13 protein-coding genes are annotated in these 13,924 nt (G+C 39.7%); 12 read left to right on the top strand and 1 reads right to left on the bottom strand.

Annotation, left to right across the window (positions count from 1 at the left end):
• Positions 1 to 12 precede the first annotated feature (12 nt).
• The 11 genes from M9892_11430 to M9892_11380 all read left to right on the top strand — a co-directional run bounded on the left by M9892_11430 (position 13) and on the right by M9892_11380 (position 11,066).
• The gene (locus M9892_11430; GenBank protein ID MCO5254961.1) at positions 13 to 1,839 is read left to right on the top strand and encodes a 2-oxoacid:acceptor oxidoreductase subunit alpha; all 1,827 of its coding nucleotides are present in this window, start codon (positions 13 to 15) and stop codon (positions 1,837 to 1,839) included.
• A 1-nt stretch (position 1,840) separates the two neighbouring features.
• Positions 1,841 to 2,860 carry a 2-oxoacid:ferredoxin oxidoreductase subunit beta gene (locus M9892_11425; GenBank protein ID MCO5254960.1) on the top strand — a complete coding sequence of 340 codons (1,020 nt, stop codon included), beginning with the start codon at positions 1,841 to 1,843 and terminating at the stop codon, positions 2,858 to 2,860.
• 15 nt (positions 2,861 to 2,875) lie between these two features.
• Positions 2,876 to 3,223, top strand: coding sequence for a 4Fe-4S dicluster domain-containing protein (locus M9892_11420; GenBank protein ID MCO5254959.1), 348 nt, complete (start codon positions 2,876 to 2,878; stop codon positions 3,221 to 3,223).
• Complete coding sequence (locus M9892_11415; GenBank protein MCO5254958.1) at positions 3,224 to 3,847, top strand: nucleotidyltransferase family protein; 624 nt, start codon at positions 3,224 to 3,226, stop codon at positions 3,845 to 3,847.
• Positions 3,840 to 4,649, top strand: a complete 810-nt coding sequence (locus M9892_11410; protein MCO5254957.1) for an XdhC/CoxI family protein — start codon at positions 3,840 to 3,842, stop codon at positions 4,647 to 4,649. The genes M9892_11415 and M9892_11410 overlap by 8 nt, the downstream gene beginning before the upstream one ends.
• On the top strand, positions 4,628 to 5,350 hold the full coding sequence (locus tag M9892_11405; protein MCO5254956.1) for an SDR family oxidoreductase: 723 nt from the start codon (positions 4,628 to 4,630) through the stop codon (positions 5,348 to 5,350). The genes M9892_11410 and M9892_11405 overlap by 22 nt, the downstream gene beginning before the upstream one ends.
• A 17-nt stretch (positions 5,351 to 5,367) precedes the next feature.
• The gene (locus M9892_11400; GenBank protein MCO5254955.1) at positions 5,368 to 8,160 is read left to right on the top strand and encodes a molybdopterin-dependent oxidoreductase; all 2,793 of its coding nucleotides are present in this window, start codon (positions 5,368 to 5,370) and stop codon (positions 8,158 to 8,160) included.
• Positions 8,161 to 8,173: 13 nt separating this feature from the next.
• The gene (locus tag M9892_11395; protein ID MCO5254954.1) at positions 8,174 to 9,112 is read left to right on the top strand and encodes an FAD binding domain-containing protein; all 939 of its coding nucleotides are present in this window, start codon (positions 8,174 to 8,176) and stop codon (positions 9,110 to 9,112) included.
• A gap of 21 nt (positions 9,113 to 9,133) precedes the next feature.
• Entirely contained in the window at positions 9,134 to 9,643 is a 510-nt protein-coding gene (locus M9892_11390; protein ID MCO5254953.1) for a hemerythrin domain-containing protein, read from the top strand.
• Positions 9,644 to 9,722: 79 nt separating this feature from the next.
• The gene (moaCB, locus tag M9892_11385) at positions 9,723 to 10,631 is read left to right on the top strand and encodes a bifunctional molybdenum cofactor biosynthesis protein MoaC/MoaB (protein MCO5254952.1); all 909 of its coding nucleotides are present in this window, start codon (positions 9,723 to 9,725) and stop codon (positions 10,629 to 10,631) included.
• A 12-nt stretch (positions 10,632 to 10,643) separates the two neighbouring features.
• Positions 10,644 to 11,066 carry a hypothetical protein gene (locus M9892_11380; protein MCO5254951.1) on the top strand — a complete coding sequence of 141 codons (423 nt, stop codon included), beginning with the start codon at positions 10,644 to 10,646 and terminating at the stop codon, positions 11,064 to 11,066.
• Positions 11,067 to 11,071: 5 nt separating this feature from the next.
• Here M9892_11380 and M9892_11375 read toward each other — a convergent pair whose 3' ends face one another.
• The gene (locus tag M9892_11375) at positions 11,072 to 11,554 is read right to left on the bottom strand and encodes a hypothetical protein (GenBank protein ID MCO5254950.1); all 483 of its coding nucleotides are present in this window, start codon (positions 11,552 to 11,554) and stop codon (positions 11,072 to 11,074) included.
• Positions 11,555 to 11,734: 180 nt separating this feature from the next.
• Here M9892_11375 and M9892_11370 point away from each other — a divergent pair, with 180 nt between their 5' ends.
• Positions 11,735 to 13,894 carry a cation:proton antiporter gene (locus tag M9892_11370; protein MCO5254949.1) on the top strand — a complete coding sequence of 720 codons (2,160 nt, stop codon included), beginning with the start codon at positions 11,735 to 11,737 and terminating at the stop codon, positions 13,892 to 13,894.
• The last annotated feature ends 30 nt before the right edge of the window (positions 13,895 to 13,924 follow it).

Raw genomic sequence — 13,924 nt, 5'->3', positions numbered from 1 at the left:
TGATATTGAAAAATGATAGTAGAAAGCGCAGTCATAAAATTTGCAGGTGATTCCGGAGATGGAATGCAGTTGGTGGGAACATTATTTACCGAAAATGTTGCATTGATGGGGAATGCCATTGCTACTTTTCCTGATTTTCCGTCCGAAATCCGTGCCCCTCAAGGAACAGTTGCAGGTGTTTCGGGCTTTCAAATTCATTTTGGCAGCTCAGGTGTTCACAGCCCTGGAGATGCTCCTGATGTCTTGGTAGCAATGAATCCGGCTGCGCTCAAAGCCAATATCCACAACCTCAAAGCCAATTGTATGATTTTGGTTGATAGTGATTCATTCGGGAAACGTGATATTGATAAGGCTGGATTTGAAAGCAACCCATTGGAGGATGATTCATTGAGCGGATACAAGGTTGTTGCAGCACCCATCACTTCACTTACGAAGGCTGCTGTGTCAGAATTGGGACTCGACAACAAATCTGCTGACCGATGTAAAAATATGTTCACACTTGGAATGGTGCTTTGGCTATTTAATGAACCGATTGAATACACGATTCAATATTTTGATCAGAAATTCAAAAAGAAGCCCCTCATAGGAGAAGCAAACAAAAAAGCGTTGAATGCAGGATACAACTATGCACTGACTACCGAAATCATTAAGTCTGCTTATCAAGTTTTGCCCGCCAAGAATACGCCCGGCACCTATCGAAATATGACAGGAAACCAATCTGCTGCATGGGGATTTATGGCAGCAGCAGAGAAAGCTGCGAAACCGCTTTTTCTCGGTTCTTATCCTATCACTCCGGCAACCGATATTATGCAAGAACTTGCCAAGCACAAATGGTCGGGGGCAAGGGTATTTCAAGCAGAAGATGAGATTGCAGGGATTTGTTCCGCTATCGGTGCCGCTTTTGCCGGTAATATAGCAGTTACCACGACTTCCGGTCCAGGTATGGCACTTAAAACAGAAGCCATCGGACTTGCCATCATGACTGAATTGCCTATTGTCATTGTGGATGTGCAAAGAGGAGGTCCCAGTACAGGACTTCCCACAAAAACAGAACAAAGCGATTTGATGCAAGCGGTGTGGGGCAGAAATGGAGAAAGCCCGATTGTAGTGCTGTCTGCCTCAAGACCTTCTGATTGCTTTGATTGGGCTTATGAAGCGGTTAGGATTGCCGTTGAGCACATGACGCCTGTTATCCTGCTCACAGAAAGTTATTTGGGCAATGGCGCAGAGCCATGGAAAATCAAGCGTTTGGCTGAAATGCCTGCAATTACTCCAAGAACTTTGAACCAAGCAGACTCCTTATGGAAACCTTATAGCAGAGACTTGGATAAACTCGCCCGAAGTTGGGTTGTGCCGGGAACTGCCGGTATGCAACACAGAATCGGAGGGCTGGAAAAAGATGAATGTACCGGATGTGTTTCGCACAACCCGCTCAACCATGAGAAGATGGTACACATTCGCAAAGAGAAAATCCAAAGGATTGCTAACTATATACCCTTACAGAAATACAAAGGTAAGGATGCCAATGATTTGCTGGTTGTTTGTTGGGGCGGACAGTTTGGAATTGTGCTTGGGGCGGTTATGGAATTACAGGAAGAAAATAAAAACATTGCCTTTACCAATTTTAATTATATCAATCCTTTGCCTAAGAACACAGAAGAGATTTTTGCTAAATTTAAACGCATAATCGTATTCGAACTCAATACAGGACAGTTTGCCAACTATCTGCGAGCAGTTTTGCCTCAGTTCAAATATAAACAATATAACAAAATTCAAGGATTACCCTTTACTGTCAAGGAACTCAAAACCAAATTCAATCAAATACTTTCAGAATCTTAATATGGAAACTCTACAATGTTTATATAAACCCAAGGAATACGCCAGCGACCAAGAAGTAAAATGGTGCCCCGGTTGTGGTGACTATGCTATTATAAATGCGGTACAAAGGGCATTCTCTGAATTAAACCTCAAGAAAGAGGATACTGCAATCATTTCGGGTATAGGGTGTTCTTCCAGATTTCCATATTACATGGATACTTTTGGATTTCATACAATTCACGGCAGACCGGCCGTCATTGCTTCGGGCGTAAAGCTTGCCAATCCCGAATTAAGTGTATGGATTGTGAGCGGTGATGGAGATTCACTTGCCATAGGTGGTAACCATTTTATTCATTTGGTGAGAAGAAATATCAATGTAAATCTGCTGCTTTTTAATAATGAAATTTATGGGTTGACCAAAGGACAACACTCGCCTACAACTAAGCAAGGTGTGCATACCAAATCAGCTCCTTTTGGCACGATTGAAAATCCGTTTAATGTGGGTGAATTGGTGTTGGGATCACAAGGTCAGTTCTATGCCAGAGTGCCGGATACAGATGTGAAATTGATGGCAAGTGTTTTTATTGAAGCAGAAAAGCATAAAGGAACTTCGGTGGTTGAAATTCTTCAAAATTGTGTGATTTTTAATGATGACACCCATGCTTCTATTACAGCAAAAGAAAACAAAGCCAATACACAACTCATTTTAGAACATGGTAAACCCATGCTCTTTGGTGAAAATAACAATAAGGGTTTGCGTCTGAATGGTTTGGATTTGCAGGTGGTAACAATAGGAGAAAATGGGATTACTGAACAAGATATATTGATACATGATGCACATTCAAAATCAACGGTGTTACATAATATGTTGATTCAGATGAAATTGCCTGACTTTCCTGTTGCAATGGGTGTTATTAGAAATGTTGAATCATCGGTATATGATGAAGAATTTCACCGACAAATCACAGAAGGTAAGAAAGAAGGGAAGTACAAAACAGTGGATGATTTATTTTTTAGCGGAAACACATTTGAAGTAAATTAAAATACAAAAAATACTATGGCTATTAAAATTACTGATGACTGTATCAATTGCGGAGCTTGCGAGCCCGAATGTCCTAACAAAGCGATTTATGCCAATGGCGTACCGTGGACTATGGCTGATGGAACCAACATCACCTCCGATTACGAACTGATGAACGGAGAAACGATTGACCCTTATAGGGAGCAAAATGCCATTTCTGATGAGTTTTACTACATCGTTACTGACAAATGCACCGAGTGCGTTGGTTTTCACGATGAACCACAATGTGCTTCTGTGTGTCCCGTGGATTGCTGTTTGCCGGATGAAAATCACAAAGAGTCAAGAGAAGAATTGGAAGAGAAACAAAGAAAACTTCATGAATAGATGTTAGAGAATTTGTCAAATATCAATAAATCGGCTGTAATTATATTGGCAGGAGGGGAATCCAAAAGAATGGGCTTTCCTAAACTGCTATTGCCGTTTGATAGTGGCAAAACCTTTATTGAACAGATTGTAAAAGTTTATAGCACAGTCATGCAAGGTTCGATTGTGTTGGTGTTGAATGATGCAGTTTTGAATCAATACAAAAATTATTTTGAACAATTACAGGGGATAAGGATTGTACCCAACACTCATCCTGAGCTTGGCAGAACATTTTCTATCAAACTTGGCTTGGAAACAGTACACGAGAACAGGATATTTATACAAAATGCAGATAATCCTTTTGTCAATGCGAGTGTTTTGCAGGATATGCTTGCAATGAAACCTATTGACGGCTATGTTTCTCCACGGGTATCCGACAAGGGTGGACATCCGGTTTTGCTTTGTGGCAATGAGATTGCAGCGATTAAAGAATCAGGAACAGACAGAAGTCTGAAAAGCATTCTTGCCAACCAAAACCGCATTGATTATGCAACCCGTGACCAATCTGTGTTGTACAATATTGATACACCTGAGGAATACAAAAAGCACTTTCCAAATTTAAACATGCAATTTAACAATGTCTGAACCTATAATTCCATATAATCATAAACCGCTTAAATCAGCACTCTGCATTATTGTTGATACACGAGGCTCTACTCCTCGTAAGGCAGGGACAAAGATGCGTGTGTTTGAAAATGGGACAATAGAGGGTAGTATAGGCGGTGGTGCATTAGAGAAAAAAATTATTGAGGATGCCATTACACAAATCAAAATAGGAAGTCCAAAATTGTTTGAACATCAGCTTCTCCAACAACATCACATGTGTTGCGGTGGTATGGTGAAAGTGTATATAGAACCTGAGGAAGTGCAAAAAAAATTGGTAATTTTTGGAGCCGGTCATGTTGGACAGGAGTTGGCAAATCAAGCTGTGAGAGCGGATTTTGATGTGTCGGTTTATGATGATAGAGCTGAATATTTTCAGCAAATAAACCATAAGCAGGTGCACACACACTGTATTGATTTTGCCGAAGCTTTGAAACAAATATCCTTTGATGATAATACCTATATTGCTATCATGACTTACCGCCATGATATTGATCGAGCATTACTGCGATACTGTTTGCGCAAAGAACACGCCTATTTAGGATTCATTGGCAGTCAAAGAAAAATCTTGCTAACCCGTAAAATGTTACTGCAAGAGGGTGTTGCAAGCGAAGACGAGTTGGACAAAGTAGATATGCCAATCGGATTGAATATTGGAGCCGAAACTCCCTATGAAATTGCTGTTAGTATCATTGCAAAGTTGATTGAGGTCAAAAACATTGGAAGCGTTAATATGATTAAACAAATTAAACAAATAGAGCAATGTATAAAAGAACAGCCATAATAACCGGAGCAGCACAAGGAATTGGAAGAGCTATCGCTCAACGGCTATCACAAGAGGGTTGCTTGTGTATTTTGGTAGATATAGATGAAGCGAAAGGGCAGGCGTTGGCTGCAGAATTGAACAATGGTGCAACATTTTACAAATGTGATATCAGCAATGAATCTGATGTAAAAAGCCTTTTTGCATCCATAGAGCAAGTAGATATTTTAGTCAACAATGCCGGAATCATTCGGGATAATATGATATGGAAAATGTCTGTGGAAGATTTTGATTTGGTAACCAATATTAATCTCAAAGGTACTTGGATGATGTGTAGAGCAGCGGCTATTAAAATGAAAGAACAAAAGAACGGACGTATTGTAAATATTGCCTCGCGTGCATGGTTGGGCAATCCCGGACAATCTAATTATGCGGCTTCAAAAGCAGGTGTGGTCAGCCTTACGAGGGTGTTGGCATTGGAATTGGGAAGGTATGGCATTTTAGTAAATGCAATTGCACCCGGTTTTATTGATACTCCTTTGGCGCGTGGATTGTCAGATGAAGTGCGTGCAAAGTTGATTCAAGCGCAACCCACACAAAGCATGGGAAAACCCGAAGATATTGCACAAGCTGTTGCTTTTCTGTGCGATAAAAGAACGCAGTTTGTAACAGGTCAAACCCTTTATGTAGATGGGGGGAAAAGCATAGGAGCCGGATTGTAAAATAAATAAGAAAACACATGAGAAAGATAAGTCTGAAAATCAATAATAAACCCTTTACATTCCTTGCAGAAGACTCAGAAACGCTGTCGCATTTGATTCGCGAACGTGCCGGGCTAACCGGTACTAAGGTGGGGTGTAGCCAAGGTAGTTGCGGTGCGTGTACGGTCATAGCAGACGGGACACCCGTACTCAGTTGTATTACTCCTGCCTTTAGATTTGATAATGCGGAGATTCAGACTGTGGAAGGGTTGGCAGAAAATGCTACACCTGAATTATTGCAAGAACTCTTTGTGCGCAAGGGGGCTGTTCAGTGCGGATTTTGTACACCCGGAATGATTTTGACAGCTAAAGATTTTGTGGAAAAACATCCCGATGCTTGTAAACAAGATATCAAAGAAGCTCTGTCCGGAAACCTTTGTCGTTGTACCGGATACAAGAAAATTATTGAAGCTGTTACGGATTATACCGAATTAAAAAAACAAGGGATTGAACATTTGCCAACCGTGCCGGAAAGTAAAAATATAATTGGAGTAGGCAGACCGTATATTGAAGCTGAAAAAAAAGCATTGGGTAAAGCATTGTATGCGGATGATTTACAATTTAGAAACCTATTGTATTGCAAATTTTTGAGAAGCACTTATGCTCATGCCATTATCGAAGATATTGACATTTCTGATGCGCAAGCAATGGAAGGCGTGGTATATGTAACGGTTGGGAAGGAACTCCCCGAAAAGTTTGGAGTATTGCCCGTTTCGCATGACGAAACTGCTATGGCAATTGATAAAACACGCTATTTTGGCGAAATTGTTGCGGCTGTTGCTGCAGAAAGTTTTGAAATAGCAGAAGAAGCCTGCAAAAAGATTAGGGTAAAATACAAGCCGCTTCGAACCTATTTCACCATAGAAGAGTCTTTGAATGATGTGGGAACAGATGCGAAGATTCATGAACATTGCAAATTCAATAATAATATTCACAAAAAAGCCGAGTTGCGATTTGGTAATCAGCAAGAGGCTTTTCAAACTTCAGATATTGTTTCAGAAATGGAATTTGATGTAGAAGGTGTTTCGCACGCTTTTACAGAGCCACATTCTGCTACAGCCTTTTGGGATGAAAATGGCTTGACAATACATACAGCAACACAAGTTCCGCATTATTTGCACAGAGCATTAGCCAAAGTGATGCAGGTTCCTTTGAGTAGAGTCCGCGTGATTAAACCTTATGTAGGGGGCGGTTTTGGAGGCAAAAGTGATCCTTTTCCACACGAAATGATTATTTCACATATTGCTCGCAAAACCGGAAGACCTGTGCGTTCTACTTTCACAAGAGAAGAGGTTTTTCTTAGCAATCACGGAAGGCATCCATCTAAGTTTAAAATGAAAATGGGGGCAGACAGCAAAGGGATGCTGAAAGTGTTGGATGCAGACGTTGCTATTGATGGAGGTGCTTATGGTAGTTTTGGCGTAGTTACTTCATACTATAACGGGGTATTGTTGCAAGCACCTTATGAAATCAAAAACTTTGGATTTAGAACCTATCGCGTATATACTAACAAACCGCAATGTGGCGCTATGCGTGGTCATGGCGCGGTAAATACACGCTTTGCTGCTGAAACATTGATTGATGATATTGCACACCGCTTGAGCATAGACCCTTGTGAGATGCGGCTGCAAAACTTTTACAAAGAAAATATAGTTACAGTAGGAGAATTCAGAATCACTTCCAACGGTAGCAGAATGGCTTTGCAACAAGTTATGGAGCGTTCAGGATGGAAAGAAAAAAGAGGAAATTTGCCCAAAGGCAAAGGGATTGGAGTGGGCTGCGGTTTCTTTATTAGCGGAAGCGCATTACCCATCATTTGGAATGAATATCCACAAACAGTAGTGCACTTAAAATTAGATTTTGATGGTAGGATTTTGATTTCATCGGGAGCAAGTGATATTGGGCAAGGAAGCGATACTATGCTCGCAATGGTGGTGGCAGAAACTATGGGAGTGGATATGCAGAAAGTGTTTGTTTTGGCTGCTGACACCCTACTTACACCTGTGGATTTAGGCAGTTATTCAAGTCGAGTAACTTTTATGTGTGGCAATGCAGCCAAGCAGGCAGCAGAAAAATTAAAAACAGAAATTTTGGAAGCAGTTTCCAAGAGAAAACAAATTGCCATAGATGAGTTATTCATAGAAAATAGTCGTGTGCGTTCCAATGACAACAGTGTAAATTTAGAATGGTTGGAAGCTATTGATATTACTACGGCTAATCGAGGTGCTTTGACCGTGAGCGGCAATTATATCTCACCAAAATTAGGAGGAGATTTCAAAGGTGCCGGAGCAGGATTAAGTCCTTCCTATAGTTTTGGAGCTTGCATTGCAGAAGTGAATGTCAACCAAACAACCGGACAGGTAGAGGTATTAAATGTATGGGGAGCACACGATTGCGGAAAAGCACTCAATCCTTTGGCGGTAGAAGGACAGTTGGAAGGCTCATGGCACATGGGAATTGGGCAGGCGATGAGTGAAGAAATGAAATATTACAACGGTTTGCTGCTCAATAACAATTTCTGTGATTATAAAATACCCACAACATTAGACACACCCGAAATGGACACTAACATTATAGAATCCGGTGATCCCGAAGGTCCTTATGGTGCAAAAGAGTGCGGAGAAGGTGCTTTGCATCCGGTGATTCCTGCTATTGCGAATGCCATTTTTAATGCCTGCGGTGTGAGAATCACGAAATTGCCAATAAAAGCGGATGAAGTGTTGGCACAGATTAAAGCCAATATGCAATCAGAATCAATATCAATTAACTAAAACCCGAAAAACTATGGAAGCAACGCAATCTTACATTAAAGTAAAAACCGTAAACGAAGCCATGCAACTGATAAACAGTTTGCACAACGCCATATTTGTAGCGGGAGGTACGGATGTATTTGTCAATAAACAACAAGGAAATATTGAAGCTGATTGCCTGATTGATGTCTCGGGAATAGAAGAACTTAAATCGGTTCGATTGCATGCTGACCGTATGGAGATAGGTGCAATGGTTACGCTGGAAACAATTATTCAATCCACAGAGATTATTGAAAGGTTTTTTGGACTTGTGCAGGCAGCACTTGCTGTGGCAACGCCTGTTATCCGTAAGACAGCCACAATAGGAGGTAATTTATTGTGTGAAAATCGTTGTTTTTATTACAACCAAAGTGAATGGTGGCGTGAGGCTGTAGGACACTGTCTTAAATGCAACGGTGATATTTGTCTGGCAACAGGCGGTAAGAAAAACTGTTTTTCAAAATTTGTCAGTGATACTGCACCTGTGCTGATTGCTTATGGTGCAAATGCGAAATTGTTAGATGCATCGGGCGAACGTATAGTACCTATAGAAAGTATTTATACCGGAGATGGAATTGTTTCAGTAGCTTTGGAAAAAAGAACCTTACTCCAATCTGTTGAAATTCCTTTTGGTACAAAGAGAGTTATTTTTAAAAAACTCCGACCACGTCAATCCCTTGATTTTACTTCACTCACCACTGCCGTTTCATTGGATGAAAAGAAGAACTTACGCATTGTTGTGGGTGGGGTAGATCCTAAGCCTATTGTTGTTGAAGGAAATCTTAATAAAGATGACCTGCAAACATTACTTACAACTGCAATCAAAAAACCGAGAATAGTGGAAAATGATTTTTATTCTCGCACTTACAGAAAAGATATGATTAAGGTGTTTTTGGAAAATAGCTTAACTGAATTAGGGATTCCAACCAATTAAAAATCAATAAAATAAATAATTATGAATGAAGTAGTAAAAGTATTAACAAGAGAACACGAAAATATCAAACGTGCCATTGACAACACCCATGCACTTTTTGCGGATATAGAAGCCGGAAATGTTGATATCAGTGAGATGAACGAACGTATAATATTTTTTAGAACCTATGCTGATGGGTATCATCATCACAAAGAAGAAGAGGTTTTGTTTCCTGAAATGATTAAGCGAAATGAAATGCTTGAATATGGTGTTATTCATGAGATGTTACAGAATCACGAAGATTTCAGAGAGATGCTTGCGGACTTGGAAGAGGCAGTGAATGCGAGTGATATACAAGGTGCAAAGAAAAAGTTTGAAGCATATTCAGAAGCTTTATTAGAGCATATTGCGGTGGAAGATGAAGAGGTTTTTCAAATAGCCGAAACCATAATGAGCGAAGATGAATTGCTGACTATTTTGTATCGTTTTGAAGATTGCGACCGAGAATTGGGTGTGGATGAAAAGAAGGATTGGGAAAGCAAGATAGTTTGATTATTTATTAATCAAGAGAAGCAAATCCCTACTTTTTTATTTCCTTGAATATAGATAACCTTACATTTGTTGCGGTAATATGATTGACATCACACATAAAAATAGTACGTTAAGACAGGCTGTTGCGCAAGCCATTGTGCGAGTTAGCAAGGATGAAACGATTCAGGCAATTACAGAAAAACGTGTACCCAAGGGCGATGTGTTTGAAATGGCTAAAACAGCCGGTTTGTTTGCTGTAAAACGCACCAGCGATATGATTCCGGACTGTCATCCGCTGCCCATAGAATTTACTGCTGTTCGATATAAGGTTGTAGGCTTAGAGGTTTATATTGAGATGGAGGTGCATACTATATATAAAACCGGGGTGGAGGTGGAGGCAATGCATGGCGTTTCTGTGGTTGCGCTGACTATGTATGATATGCTCAAGCCCATAGACAAAGGGATAGAAATTTCAAACATAAAACTAATTGAAAAGTTTGGCGGCAAATCCGACTTCAAAGATAAATTCAAGAAAGACCTGAAAGCGGCAGTGATTGTATGTTCAGACAGTATTTCAGCCGGTAAGAAAGAAGACAAAGCAGGCAAGGCAATTATTGCAAAACTTGAAAATTGTGAAGTTGTCATTACAAATTATTGCATTATCCCTGATGAACTTTCAGTAATTCAACAAAAGGTAAAAATGTTGGCTGCCGAGAATGACCTGGTTGTGCTTACGGGTGGAACAGGTTTGTCGCCCAGAGATATGACACCGGAGGCATTAAAACCCTTATTGGATAGAGAAATTCCGGGAGTGATGGAGGCTGCAAGAAATTATGGACAAGCGAGAACTCCTTACTCAATGCTTTCGCGCGGAGTGGCGGGGTTGATTGGAAACACACTTGTGTTGGCTTTGCCCGGCTCAACCAAAGGTGCAAAGGAGTCAATGGATGCATTGTTTCCGGCAATACTTCATTTGTTTAATATTATTGGGGGCGGCAGACACGAATAAAACAAAAGATCTATGGCAGACCGTTCAACTTTAAAAGAGAATTTACGGTATTTGCGTTTTGTGGTATATGCTATCGTACTTGCATATATCTGGATTCAATATGAATTCAGTACAGACTCATGGGATTATAGTAACGGTCAAGCCAAGGTTACAGGGCAGCATATCAACGGCAAGGATGAAGGGACATGGACATGGTTTTATTCAAACGGAAAGAAACAAATGCAAGGTGATTTTGTGCATGGAAAACGTTCGGGAGTATGGGTTATATGGGATTCTTCCGGCAACAAAATAAGTCAAACAAACTATGTTAATGACAAACTAAATGGAGAATTTGTGCGGTGGTATGCCAGCGGAAATATTGAAAGTAGGGGTGTTTACAAAGATGATAAAATGATTGAATCAGAATCATTCAATCTTGATGGTTCAAAGAAATAATTTAATTATTCGGGCAACTCAAACTCGGTTACCCATTCATTGTTAGTTGCAAGGTTTTTGAGTTTTACCTTTAAAAATGCTTCATCGCCTTTTTTATAGTAAATTCTATCTGTTACCACACTTGGAGTTTCAACTCCTTGTTGGTCTTTTTGATTGAGTTGGTCTCCTTTGCGAGGCATAAACGGATAGCGAATACTAATCTTTTCATCCTCTGTTAAAACCATTTTAAGTGCCATTTCAAAGATTATTTCCTCTAATTTTTCAGCTAAAATTTCATCATTGATGTCTTTTTTTGCTTTGTCTGTGAGTTTTTCAGCCCAGTCTAAGAAATGATGACTCGCATCCATTTGTAACTTTTCACGAATATAAAAAGGGAAGGGAGAACGCAAGTGTTGATTGTCTGAAAACCAGAAGCTAAATGCAGCTTCTATCATGTCAGCATCTATATAGTCTTGGTTTGTAAGCCTTATTTCAATTTCAGGGTGCATATTATTATCCCATTTTTACCTTTCAAATATAGTATAGATGTGTATTTGTTAAGTAATGAAATTTGGATTTTCAAAAGACACTTTGCTCATGAAGTTATCGTCCTTATTAGCGCTTTTTTTGTAATATTGCCCGTTGAGATTCAACTCTGTTTCATACATTGCACTCAAATAAAATAATGAATGGATTTTAAGGAATATTTTAAACATTTAATTCATCAGTTCAATCTGCCTTTGGAAAGTCCCATTTTGGTTTTTTCGCTGATTCTTTTAATCATCTTGCTGTCACCAATTTTGCTCAGGAAGTTCAATATTCCGGGTATAATAGGTTTGATTATTGCGGGCATAATCATTGGTCCGCACGGATTGCATGTTTTAGAAAAAAACTCGGCTGTGGATTTGTTTTCCACCATCGGTTTGCTCTACATCATGTTTATAGCCGGATTAGAACTTGACTTGAATGAGTTCAAGGCAAATAAGAACAAAAGTTTACTTTTTGGTTTTTTTACCTTTGCCATTCCGCTTTCTATTGGTTATCCGGTTTGTTACTACTTGTTGCACTACGATTTTAATACAAGTTTACTTTCTGCCAGCATGTTTGCAACACATACATTGGTTGCATACCCGATTGTGAGCAAATTCGGTATATCCAAAAATCAGGCTGTTGCAATTACAGTGGGAGGTACTATCCTGACAGATACGGCTGTACTGATTATTTTGGCTGTTATTTTGGGCAATAGCCAGGGCAGTTTAACCAACGAGTTTTGGATTCGGTTGGGAGTGTCATTAGCGATTTTCTCTTTGATTATGTTCATGGTTATTCCGCGAATTGCTAAATGGTTTTTTAAAAAATTGGAAAGCGAAAAGCACTCACATTATATTTTTGTGCTTTCAGTTGTATTCTTTGCTGCATTCTTGGCAGAAGCTGCCGGGATTGAGGCAATTATCGGTGCTTTCGTTGCGGGTTTGGCGCTCAATAAACTGATTCCGAATTCATCTGCTTTAATGAACAGAATAGAGTTTATCGGGAACTCACTTTTTATCCCATTCTTTTTGATAAGCGTGGGAATGATTGTTGACATTACTGTGATTTTGAGTGGACCAATGGCTCTGATTGTTGCAGGAACGCTTTCTGTTGTAGCAATTACAGGCAAATGGATAGCTGCCTTATTTACGCAACTTGCTTTTAAATACAGCAAAGCCCAAAGACAGTTGATATTTGGGTTGAGTGGAGCACATGCAGCGGCTACTTTAGCCGTGATTTTGGTGGGTTACAAACATGGAATCATTGACGAAAATATACTCAATGGTACCATCATCCTTATTTTAGTAACTTGTATTGTAGCATCCTTTGCAGCAGAAAAAGCAGCTAAACAAATTGTAATTCAATCTGAAAATGAAAATGCGGAGCCTCATAAAGCCAATGGCATACACAATGAACATATTTTACTTCCGATGTATGATTTGACCAAACTCGAAAGATTGCTCGAATTTGCCATTTTTATTAAAGACAAAAAATCCGCTAATCCTATCTCTATTCTATCCGTAGTTTCCAATGACAATGAGGCAGAAATGAATATTGTCAAAACAAGAAATAAATTGGAGGAGTTTGTGAAACAAGCATCCGCTTCTGAAACAAAAGCCAATGTAATCACAACTATCGATCATAATACAGCAAGCGGAATAAGCCGAATTTCAAGAGAAATTATGGCGAATATTGTTACTTTGGGCTGGCCAAGCCGTGCCGGCATTTTTGACAAAATTGTGGGAGAGAAATTAGAAAGTATTCTCAAGAATATTGATAAAACTGTCATGGTCTGCCGTTTTGATAGTCCGTTGGCATTGCATAAGAGGATAGTTATTGCAGTGCCTCGCATGGCTGAATATGAAAAGGGGTTTGCACTTTGGTTGAAAAAAATAGCCTTGTTGTCGCAAGAACTAAGTATGTCTGTTATTTTTTATTGTTGCGAAGCCTCCCAAAATGCTATCAAAAAAGTATTTGCCAGCAACAAACTAACTCCTTCGGTAACCATGAAGCCCATGATAGATTGGGACGACTTTTTGATTGTTGCCAAAGACATTCGCAAAGATGATTTATTGGTCATGGTGTCTGCACGTAGGGGCGCTACTTCTCACATAAATGCAATGGATGCTGTACCCATGAAAATGGAAAAATATTTTGAGGAAAATAACCTCATTGTCATTTATCCTCAGGAATATGACAGCGTTGCCATAGAACGTTTCAGCGATATTTCAGGAGAGCCTCTGAATAAGGGACTTGAAGCTGTTCAAAAAATTGGAAAAGGAATTGGTTCTATATTTAAAAAATCAGAAGAAGAATAAAGCGCTCATCTGAGTTGCGTGCTTTACCGG

Source organism: Bacteroidota bacterium, assembly GCA_023957335.1.
In the GTDB taxonomy this organism is placed as follows: Bacteria; Bacteroidota; Bacteroidia; order NS11-12g; family UBA955; genus JALOAG01.
This window is presented reverse-complemented; position numbering and strand designations above follow the sequence as displayed.

Bases quoted from the DNA above. Each gene is read 5' to 3' on its own strand.
- M9892_11425 (MCO5254960.1), top strand. From the start codon at position 1,841: ATGGAAACTCTACAATGTTTATATAAACCCAAGGAATACGCCAGCGAC.
- M9892_11430 (MCO5254961.1), top strand. From the start codon at position 13: ATGATAGTAGAAAGCGCAGTCATAAAATTTGCAGGTGATTCCGGAGAT.
- M9892_11375 (MCO5254950.1), bottom strand. From the start codon at position 11,554: ATGCACCCTGAAATTGAAATAAGGCTTACAAACCAAGACTATATAGAT.
- M9892_11415 (MCO5254958.1), top strand. From the start codon at position 3,224: ATGTTAGAGAATTTGTCAAATATCAATAAATCGGCTGTAATTATATTG.
- M9892_11380 (MCO5254951.1), top strand. From the start codon at position 10,644: ATGGCAGACCGTTCAACTTTAAAAGAGAATTTACGGTATTTGCGTTTT.
- M9892_11410 (MCO5254957.1), top strand. From the start codon at position 3,840: ATGTCTGAACCTATAATTCCATATAATCATAAACCGCTTAAATCAGCA.
- M9892_11370 (MCO5254949.1), top strand. From the start codon at position 11,735: ATGGATTTTAAGGAATATTTTAAACATTTAATTCATCAGTTCAATCTG.
- moaCB (MCO5254952.1), top strand. From the start codon at position 9,723: ATGATTGACATCACACATAAAAATAGTACGTTAAGACAGGCTGTTGCG.
- M9892_11405 (MCO5254956.1), top strand. From the start codon at position 4,628: ATGTATAAAAGAACAGCCATAATAACCGGAGCAGCACAAGGAATTGGA.
- M9892_11420 (MCO5254959.1), top strand. From the start codon at position 2,876: ATGGCTATTAAAATTACTGATGACTGTATCAATTGCGGAGCTTGCGAG.
- M9892_11400 (MCO5254955.1), top strand. From the start codon at position 5,368: ATGAGAAAGATAAGTCTGAAAATCAATAATAAACCCTTTACATTCCTT.
- M9892_11390 (MCO5254953.1), top strand. From the start codon at position 9,134: ATGAATGAAGTAGTAAAAGTATTAACAAGAGAACACGAAAATATCAAA.
- M9892_11395 (MCO5254954.1), top strand. From the start codon at position 8,174: ATGGAAGCAACGCAATCTTACATTAAAGTAAAAACCGTAAACGAAGCC.